This is a genomic window from Streptomyces sp. NPDC005866 (genome assembly GCF_040629895.1).
Classification (GTDB): domain Bacteria; phylum Actinomycetota; class Actinomycetes; order Streptomycetales; family Streptomycetaceae; genus Streptomyces.
The window spans coordinates 1-15,377 of sequence record NZ_JBEXWP010000007.1; the positions used below are offsets into that span (position 1 = coordinate 1).

Here is a 15,377-nt window from a genome sequence, read left to right on the forward strand (position 1 = left end):
GGGGCCCGTACGCCATGTACGGGCCCCTCTCGTCGTATCCCTGCCCGCTTCTACGACCGGCTGCGTGCTGACGTGACCCGGTAGACGTCGTAGACGCCCTCCACACCGCGTACGGCCTTCAGGACGTGGCCCAGGTGCTTGGGGTCGCCCATCTCGAAGGTGAAGCGGGAGGTGGCCACCCGGTCGCGGGAGGTCTGGACGGCCGCGGAGAGGATGTTGACGTGCTGGTCGGACAGGACGCGGGTGACGTCCGACAGGAGCCGGGAGCGGTCCAGGGCCTCGACCTGGATGGCGACCAGGAAGACCGAGGACTGGGTGGGCGCCCACTCGACGTCGAGGATGCGCTCGGGCTCGCGGGACAGTGAGTCCACGTTGACGCAGTCGCTGCGGTGCACCGACACACCGCTGCCGCGCGTGACGAAGCCGATGATCGGGTCGCCTGGTACGGGCGTACAGCAGCGGGCCAGTTTGACCCAGACGTCGTCGACGCCCTTCACGACCACACCGGGGTCCTGGTTGCTGCGGCGCTTGCTGCGGCGGCCGCGGGTCGGCGGGACCGACTCGTCGATCTCCTCGGTGGCCGCCTCCTCGCCGCCGAGCGCCTGCACCAGCTTCTGTACGACGTTCTGCGCGGCGACATGGCCCTCGCCGATCGCCGCGTAGAGCGAGGAGATGTCCGGGTAGCGCATCTCGTGGGCGAGGGTGACCAGCGAGTCGCCGGTGAGGATGCGCTGGATCGGCAGGTTCTGCTTGCGCATCGCGCGGACGATGGCGTCCTTGCCCTGTTCGATCGCCTCGTCCCGGCGCTCCTTGGAGAACCAGGCCCGGATCTTGTTGCGGGCGCGCGGCGACTTGACGAAGCCCAGCCAGTCGCGGGAGGGCCCGGCACCGGGTGCCTTGGAGGTGAACACCTCCACCAGGTCGCCGTTGTCCAGGGTGGACTCGAGCGGGACCAGGCGGCCGTTGACCCGCGCGCCTATGGTGCGGTGGCCGACCTCGGTGTGGACCGCGTACGCGAAGTCGACCGGGGTGGCCCCGGCCGGGAGCGCTATGACGTCGCCCTTGGGCGTGAAGACGAAGACCTCGTTGCGGGACAGGTCGAAGCGCAGGGACTCCAGGAACTCGCTGGGGTCCTCGGTCTCCTTCTGCCAGTCCAGCAGCTGCCTGAGCCACGCCATGTCGTTGAGGTGGTCGTCCTTGCCCTTGCCGGACGACTTCGGCACGTCGGTGCGGACCTTGGAGGCGCCGGCGACGGCCTCCTGCTTGTACTTCCAGTGCGCGGCGATGCCGTACTCGGCGCGGCGGTGCATGTCGAACGTCCGGATCTGGAGTTCGACGGGCTTGCCGTTGGGGCCGATGACCGTGGTGTGCAGCGACTGGTACATGTTGAACTTGGGCATCGCGATGTAGTCCTTGAAGCGCCCAGGAACCGGGTTCCAGCGCGCGTGGACGGTGCCCAGGGCCGCGTAGCAGTCGCGGACGGTGTCCACCAGGACGCGGATGCCCACCAGGTCGTAGATCTCCGCGAAGTCCCGGCCGCGGACGATCATCTTCTGGTAGACGCTGTAGTAGTGCTTCGGACGGCCGGTGACGGTCGCCTTGATACGGGCGGCGCGCAGGTCGGCCTGGACCTCGTCGGTCACTATGGCCAGATACTCGTCACGCTTCGGTGCCCGCTCGGCAACCAGCCGGACGATCTCGTCGTACATCTTGGGGTAGAGGATCGCGAACGCGAGGTCCTCCAGCTCCCATTTGATGGTGTTCATGCCCAGGCGGTGGGCGAGCGGCGCGTAGATCTCCAGGGTCTCGCGCGCCTTCTTCTCCTGCTTCTCGCGCCTGAGGTAGCGCATGGTGCGCATGTTGTGCAGGCGGTCGGCGAGCTTGATGACCAGGACGCGCGGGTCCTTGGCCATGGCGACGACCATCTTGCGCACCGTCTCGGCCTGCGCGGCCTCGCCGAACTTGACCTTGTCCAGCTTGGTCACGCCGTCGACGAGCAGCGCGACGACCTCGCCGAAGTCGCGGCGCAGGTCCTCCAGGCCGTACTCGGTGTCCTCGACGGTGTCGTGCAGCAGGCCCGCCATCAGGGTGGCCGGGTCCATGCCCAGCTCGGCGAGGATCGTGGTCACCGCGAGCGGGTGGGTGATGTACGGGTCGCCGCTCTTGCGCTTCTGGCCGCGGTGCCAGCGCTCGGCGACCTGGTAGGCGCGCTCGATCTGGCGCAGCGTGGCGTTCTCGATCTTGGGGTCGTTGCTGCGGACTATGCGCAGTAGCGGTTCCAGGACCGGGTTGTACGGGTTCGCGCGCTGCACGCCGAGGCGGGCGAGGCGGGCGCGGACGCGGTTGGAGGAGCCGGTGCGCGCGGGCTGGCCGCTGTTGGGGCGGGTCGCGGGGGGCTCCGCCGGGGCCGGTTTGGGGCGCGAGGTCTCGGCCGACTTCTCGGCGGGCGCGGACTGGGCGTGCTCGACCGGCCCCCGGGTGTCGTTCTTCGTCTGCGACACGTTCGGCGCGGGCTTGGCCGCGGGCGCCGAGGCGGGCTCGGGCTTGGCGGCGGTCAGTGGCTGGGCCTCGTCTGGCAAGAGGGCTCCTCGTGCGCGATCCGGGTCCCCCGGTCAGGCTCCGGACACCCCATGGTAGCGATCCCGGGCCATGTCATCGCCTGCAGGCCGAACCGAGGACCCTATACGGGAGAAACACGGGAGGCTGCGCAGGGATTCCACAGGGGTGTCCTGAGGATTGCGGGGGCCCTGGGCATACGCGAACGGCCGCCCCCGAAGGACGGCCGTTCGATCAGCTGTACGACGCTCAGACCTGGAGGAGGGCCTCCAGTGGCGCTCCGCCCAGGGCCGGCTCCAGGCGGGCGCGGCCACCGAGGAAGCCCAGCTCCATCAGGACCGCGACGCCCACGACCTCGGCGCCGGCGCGGCGGATCAGCTGGACCGAGGCCTCGGCGGTGCCGCCGGTGGCGAGCACGTCGTCGACGATCAGGATCCGGTCGTCCTCACCGAGGTCCTCGGCATGCACCTCGATCTCGGCCGAGCCGTACTCCAGGTCGTAGGCCTGGCGCAGGGTCGCCCCGGGGAGCTTGCCCGCCTTGCGGACCGGGATGAAGCCGAGGCCGGCCCGGACGGCGACCGGGGCGCCCAGGATGAAGCCCCGGGCCTCCAGGCCGACGACCTTGGTGGCGCCGGTGCGCTCGGCGATCTCGGCGAGGGCGTCGGTGAGCGCGGTGAACGCGGCCGGGTCCGCCAGGAGCGGCGTGATGTCCTTGAACATCACGCCCGGCTCCGGGTAGTCCTCGACGTCCCGGATGCGGCTGAGCAGCAGCTCCTTGATGTCGGTCATCGGCGCTTCCCGGAGGGCCGGCCGCGGCCACGGGTGCGGGACGCGGGCTGGTTGCGCGGGCCGACGACGGCCGGGGCGGCGTCCTGCGGGTCGTCGGAGCCGACCCGGGCCTCGGCGAGCTCGTCCTCGGCGGCGGCCTGGGCACGCTTGGCGAGGACGCGCTTCCGCAGGGCCTTCATCTGCGGCTCGGCCTCCTTGAGGTCGGTGACGAGCGGCGTGGCGATGAAGATCGACGAGTAGGCACCGGCGGCGAGACCGACGAACAGCGACAGCGAGATGTCGTTCAGCGTGCCCGCGCCGAGGAAGCCGCCGCCGATGAACAGCAGGCCCGCGACCGGCAGCAGCGCGACCACGGTGGTGTTGATCGACCGGACCAGCGTGCCGTTGATCGAGCGGTTGGCGATGTCGCTGTAGGTGAAGCGGGTCTGCTTGGTGATGTCCTTCGTCTGCTCCTTGAGGCTGTCGAAGACGACGACCGTGTCGTAGAGCGAGTAACCGAGGATGGTCAGCAGACCGATCACCGTGCCGGGCGTGACCTCGAAGCCGACCAGGGCGTAGATACCGGTCGTGATGGTGATGTCGTGGATCAGCGCGACCAGTGCCGCGACGGCCATGCGCCACTCGAAGGCGATCGCCAGGTAGATCACCACGAGGACCATGAAGATGGCCAGGCCCTCCCAGGCCTTGTTGGCGATCTGCTGGCCCCAGCTGGGCCCGACCAGGTCGGCGGCGAGCTTCTCCGGGTTGAGGTTGAGGTCCTTGGCCAGCGTCTGCTTGATCTGGTCGGACTTGTTGGTCTCGATGCCGGCGATCTGGATGCGCATGCTGCCGTTGCCGAGCTTCTGCACGACCGCCTCGTGGCCGGAGGCCTCCTTGGCGTACTCCTCCGTCTTGGCGACGGAGACGCTCATGCCCTTCGGCGTCGTGAAGACCGCTCCGCCCTGGAACTCGATGCCCATGTTCAGGCCGCGGACCGCCAGGCCGAGGATGGCCGTGATGGTGATCAGGATGGAGACGCCGTACCAGATCTTGCGGTGGCCGACGAAGTCGTAGCTGATCTCGCCACGGTGCAGTCGGGCGCCGAGGTTACCGAGTTTCGACATCGCTCAGGCCTCCTTCGTCTCGACAGGGCCGGCGGCGGGACCGGCGGTACGGCGGGTGCGGCGCAGTGGCGGTTTGGCGCCAAGGCCCTTCGGGTCGAGGCCGGACCACTTGTGGCCGTCGGCGAAGAACTTACGGCGGGCGAGCAGGGTCATCAGCGGCTTGGTGAAGAAGAAGACCACGACGACGTCGAGCACGGTGGTCAGACCGAGCGTGAACGCGAAGCCCTGGACCTTGCCGACGGTGACGATGAAGAGGACCGCGGCGGCGAGGAACGACACGAAGTCGGAGACCAGGATGGTGCGCCGGGCGCGCGGCCAGGCCCGCTCGACGGCGGGCCGCAGCGAGCGGCCCTCGCGGATCTCGTCCCGGATGCGTTCGAAGTACACGATGAACGAGTCCGCGGTGATACCGATGGCCACGATCGCACCGCAGACCGCGGGCAGGTTCAGCGCGAAGCCGATGGCCGGGCCGAGCAGCGCCATGAGCACGTAGGTGAGCGCGGCGGAGACCAGCAGGGAGGCCATCGCGACGAGCGACAGGCCGCGGTAGTAGGCGACCAGGTAGATCACGACCAGCCCGAGGCCGATCGCTCCGGCGAGCAGACCGGCGTGCAGCTGGTCACCGCCGAGCGCGGCGGTGACGGTGGTGACGCTCTCCTCCTGGAAGGACAGCGGCAGGGCGCCGTAGGACAGCATGTTGGCGAGGCTCTGCGCCTCTTCCTGGGTGAAGCTGCCGGAGATCTCCGCCTGGCCGCCGGTGATGGACTGGCTCACGTACGGGCTGGAGACGACCTCGCCGTCAAGGACGATGCCGAACTCGTTCTGCGGCTGCTGGTTCTTGGCGAGCTCGGCGGTGATGCCCGCGAACTTCTTGGCTCCACTGGAGTTGAAGTTCATCTGGACCTGCCAGCCGGAGGCACCCTGCGTGTCGAAGACCGCCTGGGCCTTCTTGACCTCGGTGCCGTCGACGGCGGCCGGGCCGAGCACGTACTTGTACCAGACACCTGAGATCTGACCGCAGGCCACGGTCGCGTCGGTGGGCTTGGCGGTCTTGCCGGCCGTGGCGCGCTGGGCGGCCTTGGAGCAGTCAAGCGCGGTGTACTGGGCTTCCAGCTTCGAGGCCGCGGCGGAAGCGCTCGCGGAGGCCGAGGAGGACGCGGAGGGGCTCGCCGACGAGCCCGCGGACGCCGAGGAGGACGGCGTGGAGCCGGCCTTCAGGGCGTCCGTGACGGCGCGGCCCTGGGAGGTGGCTGACGACGACGGCGAGGCGGAGGACGAGGAGGTCGCCTTCTCGGACGCCGACGCGCTGCTCGACGGGCTCGCGCTCGGGGAGCCGCTGGAGGACGCGCTCGGGGAGGCGGTCGGCGAGGCGCCGGCGCTGGCCGCGCTGGCCAGGACCGGACGGAAGTAGAGCTTCGCGGTGGTGCCGACCTGCTGCTGGGCTTCCTTGGAGTTGGTGCCCTTGGGGATGTTGACGATGATGTTGTCGGTCCCCTGGGTCTGCACCTCCGCCTCGGAGACACCGAGGCCGTTGACACGGCGGTTCATGATGTCGACCGCGGTGCCCATGTTGGCCTTGTTGATCGCGGACCCCTGGTCGGCCTTCGCCTTGAGCGTGATGCTCGTACCGCCGGCAAGGTCGATACCGAGACGCGGGGTGGTGTGCCCGGAGGCGAACATGCCTCCGGTGAGCGCCGCGATGGCGATCAGGATGAGGGCCAGCGAGCGCCCTGGCTTGCTCTGGGCGCTCGCGCTCCGGCCCCTCTTAGGTGCTGCCACCTTCTCGTACTCCCTCTCGGGCCGCCGCGCGCCTGGTCGGCGCGGTCGGCCATGACATGGTGTCGGGATCCCGTCCGGGAAACAGACGCGCCCGGGGTGCGGCCGGCACGCACGAGGCGCGCCGGGCTCCCCGGGGCACGGCTACTTCGCGTCGGAGTCGCCGTCGGTCTTCTTCGGCTCTTCGTCGGCCTTCGCCTCGGTGGGCTCCGCCTCCTCGGCCTTGTCCTCCACCGTGTCCTCGGTCTTCTCCTCGGCCGCGTCCTTCTTTCCGAGGTCGACGGCCTTGTCGCCGGAGGCGGCGGCAGCGCCGGCGGGCTCGTCGTCGGTCTCGGTGAGGGCGGAGGCGTCGTCCGGGACGATGTCGGCGTCGGACTTCAGGTCGTGCTCGATGCCGTGCACGATGCGGTTGTACTCGTCGTCGGTGAGAACGGCGCCGATCGCGTTCTTCGCGAAGAGGAGGTCGATGCCCGGGCCGGCGTCGAGGAGGACCGTGTCCTCGTGGACCTCCTTGACCGTCGCGTACATGCCTCCGATGGTGCGGACGCCACTGCCGGGCTGCAACTCGTTCCGCATCTGCTTGGCCTGCTGCTGGCGCTTCCTGTTGGAACGCGTCATCAGGAACATGGCCGCGATAAGGACGATGAAGAAGAGAAGAGGCAAGGTATTCACGGGACGGAATTTCCTTCGCGCAGCCGCGGCGGTGAGCGGCCTGGATGATGGGGGTGTGTGGGCGGCGCCGCCCGCAAGGGCAGCATCGGCGGAGTCTAAGCGAGTCCGCGCGCATGCAACAACGCTCAGCATGGCACCTGGGTTCCTGCGCCCGCCAATGCCCCGCCGTCACGAAGAGATCACGTCTGGGCACGGGGCCCACGGGGCGGGCGGCGGGGCGCCGGTGTCACGTGCCGAACAGGTCCTGCTGGCCGGTTCCGCCCGCCGCGCCGCGCGGGGCCGTCAGGCCCAGGTGGGCCCAGGCGGCGGGGGTGGCGACCCGGCCGCGTGGCGTGCGGGCGAGCAGTCCCTCGCGGACCAGGAAGGGCTCGGCGACCTCCTCGACGGTCTCGCGCTCCTCCCCCACCGCGACGGCGAGGGTGGACAGGCCGACCGGGCCGCCGCCGAAGAGCTTGAGCAGGGCCTCCAGGACCGCGCGGTCGAGGCGGTCGAGGCCGCGCTCGTCCACCTCGTAGACGGCCAGCGCGGCGTGCGCGATCTCGCGGGTGATCAGCCCGTCGGCCTTGACCTGCGCGTAGTCGCGGACGCGGCGCAGCAGCCGGTTGGCGATGCGGGGCGTGCCGCGCGAGCGGCCGGCGATCTCGGCGGCGCCTTCGGCGTCGATCTCGACGTCCAGCAGGTTCGCCGAGCGGTGCACCACCCGCTCCAGTTCCCGCGGCTCGTAGAACTCCATGTGCGCGGTGAAGCCGAAGCGGTCCCGGAGTGGCGGTGGCAGCAGGCCCGCCCGCGTGGTGGCGCCGACCAGGGTGAACGGAGGCAGTTCGAGGGGGATGGCGGTGGCGCCCGGGCCCTTGCCGACGATCACGTCGACCCGGAAGTCCTCCATCGCCATGTACAGCATCTCCTCGGCGGGCCGGGACATGCGGTGGATCTCGTCGAGGAAGAGGACCTCGCCCTCCTGGAGGGAGGAGAGGATCGCGGCCAGGTCGCCGGCGTGCTGGATGGCGGGGCCCGAGGTGATGCGGATCGGCGCGCCCATCTCCGCCGCGATGATCATGGAGAGGGTGGTCTTGCCCAGGCCGGGCGCGCCGGAGAGCAGCACATGGTCGGCGGTGGCGCCCCGCGCGCGTGCGGCGCGCAGCACCAGGTCGAGCTGCTCGCGGACCTTCTCCTGGCCGATGAACTCGCCGAGGTCCTTGGGGCGCAGGGCGGCCTCGACGGCCTGGTCCTCACGGTCGGCGACAGCGCCCACCAGCCGCTCCGCGTCGGCGCCGGTGTCGGTGGTGTCGTCCCAGTTCATAAGTGATGTGCCTCAGCGGTGGTGGGGTCAGCGGGCGCGGTTGAGGGTCTGCAGGGCCGCCTTGAGCAGGTGCCCGACCTGGGGCGTGCCCCCGGCGGCCTCGGCCTGCGGGGCGACGGCGGTGACGGCCTCCTCGGCCTCCCGGGTCGCGTAGCCGAGGCCGATCAGGGCGGTGTGCAGTTGGTCGCGCCAGCCCTGGCTGACCGGCGCGCCGACCGCGGGGGCGCCGATCGGCTCGCCGAGCCGGTCCCTCAGCTCGAGGAGCAGCTTCTGGGCGCCCTTCTTGCCGATGCCGGGGACGGCGGTGAGGGTCTTCTCGTCGCCGGTGGCGACGGCCCGGCGCAGGGCGTCGGGGCTGTGCACCGCAAGCATCGCCTGGGCGAGCCGGGGGCCGACTCCGCTCGCCGTCTGCAGCAGCTCGAAGGTCTGGCGCTCGTCGTCGTCGGCGAAGCCGTACAGCGTGAGCGAGTCCTCCCGGACGACCAGGGAGGTGGCGAGCTTGGTCCGCTGGCCCATCCGCAGCCCGGACAGGGTGCCCGGCGTGCACTGGACGGCGATGCCGATCCCGCCCACCTCGACGACCGCGGAGTCCGGGGCGAGGGCGGCGACCGGGCCGCTGACGAAGGCGATCATGCCGTACGGCCTTTCGTTGCGTTGGCTGCGTGCAGGGCTACGGCCTGCTGGAGTCGGTTCTGGGCGGGGGCGCGCCAGATGTGGCAGATGGCGAGCGCGAGGGCGTCGGCGGCGTCGGCCGGCTTGGGCGGGGCGCTCAGCCTGAGCAGCCGGGTGACCATGGCGCCGACCTGGGCCTTGTCGGCGCGCCCGGAGCCGGTGACGGCGGCCTTGACCTCGCTGGGGGTGTGCAGGGCGACCGGGAGGCCCCGGCGGGCGGCGCACAGCATGGCGACGGCGCTGGCCTGGGCGGTGCCCATCACGGTCCGGACGTTGTGCTGGCTGAACACCCGCTCCACGGCGACGCATTCGGGCCGGTGCTCGTCCAGCCACTGCTCGATGCCCTGCTCGATGGCGACGAGGCGACGGCCCAGTTCGGCGTCCACGGGCGTGCGGACGACTCCGACGCCGATCATGGTCAGCGGCCGCCCGGCGACCCCCTCGACGACCCCGACACCGCATCGGGTCAGTCCCGGGTCCACCCCGAGTACACGCACCGGGCCCCTCCCATCGTCAGCCTGTTTGTGCAGGCTATCCGCTGCCACCGACAACACGGGCGGGCCGGTGGGACGTGTCCCACCGGCCCGCCGAAACCGCTCGGCCCGCGGCAGCGTTACGCGTCGACCTTCTCCATGACCTCGTCGCTGACGTCGAAGTTGGCGAAGACGTTCTGCACGTCGTCGCTGTCCTCGAGCGCGTCGATCAGCCTGAAGATCTTCTTGGCGCCCTCCTCGTCCAGTTCGACCTGCATGGTCGGGACGAAGTTGGCCTCGGCGGAGTCGTAGTCGATCCCGGCCTCCTGGAGGGCGGTGCGGACCGCGACCAGGTCGGTGGCCTCGCTGAGCACCTCGAAGTTCTCGCCGAGGTCGTTGACCTCCTCGGCGCCCGCGTCCAGGACGGCGCCCAGGACGTCGTCCTCGGACAGCTCGCCCTTGGGTACGATCACGACGCCCTTGCGGTTGAAGAGGTACGACACCGACCCCGGGTCGGCCATGTTGCCGCCGTTGCGGGTCATGGCGACACGGACGTCGGAGGCGGCGCGGTTGCGGTTGTCGGTGAGGCACTCGATGAGCACCGCGACGCCGTTCGGGCCGTAGCCCTCGTACATGATCGTCTCGTAGTCGGCACCGCCGGCCTCAAGGCCACCGCCGCGCTTGATCGCGGAGTCGATGTTCTTGTTCGGGACCGACTGCTTCTTGGCCTTCTGGACGGCGTCGTAGAGCGTCGGGTTGCCTTCGACATCCACGCCACCCATGCGCGCCGCGACCTCGATGTTCTTGATCAGCTTCGCGAAGAGCTTGCCGCGTTTGGCGTCGATCACGGCCTTCTTGTGCTTCGTCGTGGCCCATTTAGAGTGGCCGGACATCTGCCTGTCTCCTTCGCGTAACCCATCTCTGCAACGAACGCCAGAGATCCTACTAGGACTCCGTCGCCCGGTTCGCGTGCATCATGTCGACGAACAGGCAGTGCACACGGTGGTCGCCGGTCAGTTCCGGGTGGAACGACGTGGCGAGCGCGTTGCCCTGGCGGACCGCGACGATGTGGCCGTCGTGCTCGGCGAGCACCTCGGCCGCGGCGCCTACCGACTCGACCCAGGGGGCGCGGATGAACACGCCTTCTACAGGATCGCCGTCAATCCCGCGCACGTCGACCGCCGCCTCGAACGACTCGTTCTGCCGGCCGAAGGCGTTGCGGCGCACGATCATGTCGATGCCGCCGATCGTCTCCTGCCCCGAGCGCGGGTCGAGGATCTTGTCGGCGAGCATGATCATGCCCGCGCAGGTGCCGTAGACGGGCATTCCGGCCCGCACGCGCGCGCGGAGGGGCTCCATCACGCCGAACAGGACGGCCAGCTTGGAGATGGTGGTGGACTCGCCGCCGGGGATGACCAGACCGTCCACCTCGGCGAGTTCTTCGGGGCGCCTGACCGGCCTGGCCACGGCGTCCGCCGCGGCGAGGGCCACGAGGTGCTCCCGTACGTCGCCCTGGAGTGCGAGCACTCCGACCACGGGAGTGGTCATCACCAGCCCCGGTTCGCGTAGCGCTCGGTCTCCGGGAGGGTGTCGCAGTTGATGCCCACCATGGCCTCGCCGAGGTTGCGGGACGCGTCGGCGATGATCTTCGGGTCGTCGTAGAAGGTGGTGGCCTTCACGATGGCGGCGGCGCGCTTGGCCGGGTCGCCGGACTTGAAGATGCCGGAGCCGACGAAGACGCCCTCGGCACCGAGCTGGCGCATCAGGGCCGCGTCGGCCGGGGTGGCCACACCACCGGCGGAGAAGAGGACTACCGGGAGCTTGCCCAGTTCGGCGACCTCCTTGACGATCTCGTACGGGGCGCGCAGCTCCTTGGCGGCGGCGTACAGCTCGTTGTTGTCGCAGCCGCGCAGCTTGGCGATCTCGCCCTTGATCTGGCGCAGGTGGCGGACGGCCTCGACGACGTTGCCGGTGCCGGCCTCGCCCTTGGAGCGGATCATGGCCGCGCCCTCGGCGATCCGGCGAAGGGCCTCACCGAGGTTGGTGGCACCGCAGACGAAGGGGGTGGTGAAGGCCCACTTGTCGGAGTGGTTGACCTCGTCGGCCGGGGTGAGGACCTCGGACTCGTCGATGTAGTCGACGCCGAGCGACTGCAGGACCTGGGCCTCGACGAAGTGGCCGATCCGGGACTTGGCCATGACCGGGATGGAGACGGCGTCGATGATGCCCTCGATCATGTCCGGGTCGGACATCCGGGCCACCCCGCCGTCCTTGCGGATGTCGGCCGGGACCCGCTCAAGGGCCATGACGGCGACGGCGCCCGCGTCCTCGGCGATCTTCGCCTGCTCCGGGGTGACGACGTCCATGATCACGCCGCCCTTGAGCTGCTCGGCCATGCCGCGCTTCACGCGGGCGGTGCCGGTCTCGGGGGCCTGGTTGTCAACGGTGGACACGGGTGACCTCACTGGGTGAAAGAGGGTTTCTGCAAACACCGAGGAAACGTCAGTGGACCAGTCCACAGCAAGGGCCAATGGCAACCCGGTGGATCCTTTTGTCCTGCCGGGGTCGCCCTGGCGGGGCTCAGGCGGTGGGTCCGGTGCCCCGGTCCACCAGTGCGGCGGGCGGCTCGTCGTCCATCTCGAAGGCCATCGGGAAGGGGGCGTATCCGGCCAGCCGGAACCAGCGGACCTTGCGGTGCTCGCGCAGCCGGCGGGCCGCGCCGACGGCGTCGTTGTGGAAGCGCCGGGCCATCGGCACCCGGCGCACGGCCTCGGCCAGCTCGCGGGTGGCGGCCTCGCCACCGGGGGCCTCGCGGACCTCCTCGACCTGCTGCGGATGCTCGAAGACCGCCCGCAGGGCCTGGCTCAGGTCACTCTCGGCGACCTCCCGCTGGTCCTCCTCGGCCTGCCGGGCGGCGTGCGCGGCCTCGTACAGCACGATCGACGCCGCGGGGTCCAGCACCCCGGAGGTGGCCAGCTCCTGGGCGACGGAGGCGCGTCGCAGCAACTGGGCGTCGAGGGCGGCGCGGGCGGCGTCGATGCGCGCGTGCAGCCGGTCGAGCCGCCCCGCGGTCCAGCTCAGATAGAGGCCGGTCGCGACGAGGGCAGCGAGGATCCAAAGGGACCAGATGAGGGTTGCGGTCACGGGCGCACACGGTAGCGGCCCGTCGGCACGCCCGGGGAACTCAGTCCCGCGCCAGCCCGAACCGCGCCCGCAGTCCCGGCCGTTCGTCCGCCGCCACCGCGGCCGCGCCCGCCGTCACCGTCTCGTACACCGACAGGATGTCCGCGCCCACCGTCGACCAGTCGAAGCGGCGCACATGCGCACTGCCGCGTCCGCTCAGCGCGGCCCGGCGCTCCGGGTCCGCAAGGAGCCGTACGGCCGCCTCGGCCAGTTCGTCGGCGTCCTCGTTGGGGAAGAGTTCGCCCGCCGCCCCCTGGTCCAGGACCTGGGTGAAGGCGTCGAGGTCGGAGGCGAGGACGGGGGCCCCGGCGGAGAGCGCCTCGACGAGGATGATCCCGAAGCTCTCGCCCCCCGTGTTGGGCGCGACGTACAGGTCGAGGCTGCGCAGGAAGCGGGCCTTGTCCTCGTCGCTGATCATGCCGAGAAACTCGACGCGGGGGCGCAGTTCGGCGGGGAGCGACTCGACGGCGGCCTCCTCGTCGCCGCGGCCCGCCACCAGGAGCCTGCTCTGCGGGCGGGCGGCGAGGATCTTGGGGAAGGCCTTCATCAGCACCGGGAGGCCCTTGCGGGGCTCATCGATCCGGCCGATGAAGCCGATCGTGTCGCCCTGCCACTCGGGGCGCGGCTCGGCCTTGGCGAAGAAGTCGACCTCGACGCCGTTGGGGATGACCACCGCGTCCCCGCCGAGGTGCTCGACCAGCGTGCGGCGGGCGTACTCGCTGACCGCGATCCGGGCGCTGATCTTCTCCAGGGCCGCCTGCAGGATCGAGTAGGCGGCGATCATCGCGCGGGAGCGCGGGTTGGAGGTGTGGAAGGTCGCGACCATCGGGCCCTGGGCCGCCCAGCAGGTCAGCAGGCCGAGGGAGGGCGAGGCCGGCTCGTGGATGTGGACCACGTCGAAGGCGCCGTCGTGGAGCCAGCGCCGCACCCGCGCGGCGGACAGGAAGCCGAAGTTGAGGCGGGCCACCGAGCCGTTGTACGGCACCGGGACGGCGCGTCCGGCCGAGACGACGTACGGCGGCAGCGGGGTGTCGTCGTCGGCGGGGGCCAGCACGGAGACGTCGTGGCCGAGGCGGATGAAGTACTCGGCGAGGTCGCGGATGTGGAACTGGACGCCACCCGGCACGTCCCAGGAGTACGGGCAGACGATGCCGATCCTCACGAGGGTCCCTTCGCGGGGTCGAGGTCGGCGAGCCACAGCCGCTGGAGCATGTGCCAGTCCTCCGGATGGTCGGCGATCCCGGTGGCGAAGGCATCGGCCAGCGCCTGTGTCATGACAGACGTCTTCGACGCCCGGTCACCTGTCTCGGGCACGTCGATCGGAGCGTGCACCCGGCCCTTCATGACGGGAGTGCCGTCGTACCAGAGGGTCACGGGGAGCAGGTGCGCACCGGTCTGCTGGGCCAGGAGGGCCGGTCCTGCGGGCATGCGTGCGGTGTCGCCGAAGAAGTCGACCTCGACGCCGGAGGCGGACAGGTCGCGGTCGGCGACCAGGCAGACCAGGCCGCCGTCGCGCAGCCGGCGGGCGAGGGTACCGAAGGCGGAACCGCCGCTGTGCGGCAGGACCTCCATGCCGAGGCCCTCGCGGTAGGCGACGAAACGGTCGTAGAGCGTCTCGGGCTTGAGGCGCTCGGCGACCGTGGTGAACGGGGTCTTCAGCTCGGTGGTGGCCCAGGCGCCGGCGAGGTCCCAGTTGGCGAGGTGCGGCAGCGCGACGATCACGCCCTTGCCGGAGGCGAGGCCGTCGGTGAGGTGGTGGACGTCCTTTATGTCGACGCCGGACCGGATCCGGTCCTCGCTCCAGGCCGGGAGCCGGAAGGACTCCATCCAGTAGCGCAGGTACGAGCGCAGGCCCGCGCGTGACAGCTCGCGCAGCCGCTCCGGGCTCGCGTCGGGCAGCACGCGCGCGTAGTTCGATTCGAGCCGCTGGACGCCCTTGCCGCGCTGCCGCCAGGCGAGGTCCGCGATGGAGTTGCCGAGGCGCACGGCGACCGGCTCGGGGAGCTTCTTGACGGTGCTCCAGCCGAGCCCGTACAGACCGTCGGTGAGCCGGTCGGCGGCGGTCACTTCGCGGCCTCGCTGCCGTGGGAGGCGCTCTCCCGCTCGGCCGCCGCCTCCGCCTCGGCGGACTCACGGCGGACGGTCACGACCCGCTGGACCAGCGTGACGAGGCTGCCCACGGCCACGATCCACAGGGCGATCGGGAGCAGGATCTGGATGCCCGGCACACCGAACTTGTGGAAGCCGGCCAGACCGGCCGCCACCAGTGAGATCACCAGACGCTCGGCGCGTTCGACGAGACCGTTGACGGCAACCGGCAGGCCGATCGACTCACCGCGTGCCTTGGTGTACGACACCACCTGACCGCTGGCCAGGCAGAAGATGGAGACGGCGCACAGGACGTCGTTGTTCCCGTTGCCCGCGTACCAGAGGGCGAAGCCGCCGAAGATGGCGCCGTCGGCGACCCGGTCCAGGGTGGAGTCCAGGAAGGCGCCCCAGCGGCTGGTGCGGCCCAGCTGGCGGGCCATGTTGCCGTCGACCAGGTCCGAGAACACGAACAGTGTGATCACGATCGTGCCCCAGAAGAACTCGCCCCGGGGGAAGAAGACCAGCGCGCCCGCGACCACTCCGGCCGTGCCGAGGAGCGTGACGGTGTCCGGGCTCACGCCCCGGCGGATGAGAAACGCGGCGAACGGTGTGAGGACACGCGTGAAGAATGCACGCGCGTACTTGTTCAGCATGGCCTTCCCGACGGTTGTTGCGCCGTGCGGCCCCTGCTGGCCACCCCGGCTGGCCCATCGTAGCCACGCGCGCTTGTGCGCGACGGGTGGGCACTCGCAGACGGAACGGGTG

The 15,377-nt window shown here is 70.7% G+C and carries 15 protein-coding genes; all 15 read right to left on the bottom strand.

Annotated elements, in window-relative coordinates:
- Positions 1-50 precede the first annotated feature (50 nt).
- Entirely contained in the window at positions 51-2,579 is a 2,529-nt protein-coding gene (locus tag ABZ396_RS12395; RefSeq protein WP_358927050.1) for a bifunctional (p)ppGpp synthetase/guanosine-3',5'-bis(diphosphate) 3'-pyrophosphohydrolase, read from the bottom strand.
- Positions 2,580-2,805: 226 nt separating this feature from the next.
- Positions 2,806-3,345, bottom strand: a complete 540-nt coding sequence (locus ABZ396_RS12400) for an adenine phosphoribosyltransferase (RefSeq protein WP_358927049.1) — start codon at positions 3,343-3,345, stop codon at positions 2,806-2,808.
- Positions 3,342-4,448 (bottom strand): protein translocase subunit SecF, encoded by a 1,107-nt coding sequence (secF, locus tag ABZ396_RS12405; protein WP_358927048.1) that lies wholly within the window; start codon positions 4,446-4,448, stop codon positions 3,342-3,344. The genes ABZ396_RS12400 and secF overlap by 4 nt, the downstream gene beginning before the upstream one ends.
- 3 nt (positions 4,449-4,451) lie before the next feature.
- On the bottom strand, positions 4,452-6,227 hold the full coding sequence (secD, locus tag ABZ396_RS12410; protein WP_358927047.1) for a protein translocase subunit SecD: 1,776 nt from the start codon (positions 6,225-6,227) through the stop codon (positions 4,452-4,454).
- Positions 6,228-6,368: 141 nt separating this feature from the next.
- Positions 6,369-6,896 (bottom strand): preprotein translocase subunit YajC, encoded by a 528-nt coding sequence (gene yajC / locus ABZ396_RS12415; protein WP_358927046.1) that lies wholly within the window; start codon positions 6,894-6,896, stop codon positions 6,369-6,371.
- Positions 6,897-7,122: 226 nt separating this feature from the next.
- Complete coding sequence (gene ruvB / locus ABZ396_RS12420; RefSeq protein ID WP_359184505.1) at positions 7,123-8,196, bottom strand: Holliday junction branch migration DNA helicase RuvB; 1,074 nt, start codon at positions 8,194-8,196, stop codon at positions 7,123-7,125.
- A gap of 27 nt (positions 8,197-8,223) precedes the next feature.
- Positions 8,224-8,829, bottom strand: coding sequence for a Holliday junction branch migration protein RuvA (ruvA, locus tag ABZ396_RS12425; RefSeq protein ID WP_358925743.1), 606 nt, complete (start codon positions 8,827-8,829; stop codon positions 8,224-8,226).
- Positions 8,826-9,365: a crossover junction endodeoxyribonuclease RuvC gene (ruvC, locus tag ABZ396_RS12430; RefSeq protein ID WP_358925745.1), complete on the bottom strand. Its 540-nt coding sequence runs from the start codon at positions 9,363-9,365 to the stop codon at positions 8,826-8,828. The genes ruvA and ruvC overlap by 4 nt, the downstream gene beginning before the upstream one ends.
- Positions 9,366-9,481: 116 nt before the next feature.
- On the bottom strand, positions 9,482-10,234 hold the full coding sequence (locus tag ABZ396_RS12435) for a YebC/PmpR family DNA-binding transcriptional regulator (RefSeq protein WP_358925747.1): 753 nt from the start codon (positions 10,232-10,234) through the stop codon (positions 9,482-9,484).
- Positions 10,235-10,286: 52 nt separating this feature from the next.
- The gene (pdxT, locus tag ABZ396_RS12440; RefSeq protein ID WP_358925749.1) at positions 10,287-10,889 is read right to left on the bottom strand and encodes a pyridoxal 5'-phosphate synthase glutaminase subunit PdxT; all 603 of its coding nucleotides are present in this window, start codon (positions 10,887-10,889) and stop codon (positions 10,287-10,289) included.
- The gene (pdxS, locus tag ABZ396_RS12445) at positions 10,889-11,794 is read right to left on the bottom strand and encodes a pyridoxal 5'-phosphate synthase lyase subunit PdxS (RefSeq protein WP_358925751.1); all 906 of its coding nucleotides are present in this window, start codon (positions 11,792-11,794) and stop codon (positions 10,889-10,891) included. The genes pdxT and pdxS overlap by 1 nt, the downstream gene beginning before the upstream one ends.
- A 127-nt stretch (positions 11,795-11,921) precedes the next feature.
- A complete protein-coding gene (locus ABZ396_RS12450; protein WP_358925753.1) occupies positions 11,922-12,485 on the bottom strand; it encodes a hypothetical protein in 564 nt (187 codons plus the stop codon).
- Between the two features lie 40 nt (positions 12,486-12,525).
- Positions 12,526-13,686 (bottom strand): glycosyltransferase family 4 protein, encoded by a 1,161-nt coding sequence (locus tag ABZ396_RS12455; RefSeq protein WP_358925755.1) that lies wholly within the window; start codon positions 13,684-13,686, stop codon positions 12,526-12,528.
- Positions 13,683-14,591 carry a phosphatidylinositol mannoside acyltransferase gene (locus ABZ396_RS12460; RefSeq protein WP_358925757.1) on the bottom strand — a complete coding sequence of 303 codons (909 nt, stop codon included), beginning with the start codon at positions 14,589-14,591 and terminating at the stop codon, positions 13,683-13,685. The genes ABZ396_RS12455 and ABZ396_RS12460 overlap by 4 nt, the downstream gene beginning before the upstream one ends.
- Complete coding sequence (gene pgsA, locus ABZ396_RS12465; RefSeq protein WP_358925759.1) at positions 14,588-15,265, bottom strand: phosphatidylinositol phosphate synthase; 678 nt, start codon at positions 15,263-15,265, stop codon at positions 14,588-14,590. Before pgsA ends, ABZ396_RS12460 begins: the two co-directional genes overlap by 4 nt.
- Between the last annotated feature and the right edge of the window lie 112 nt (positions 15,266-15,377).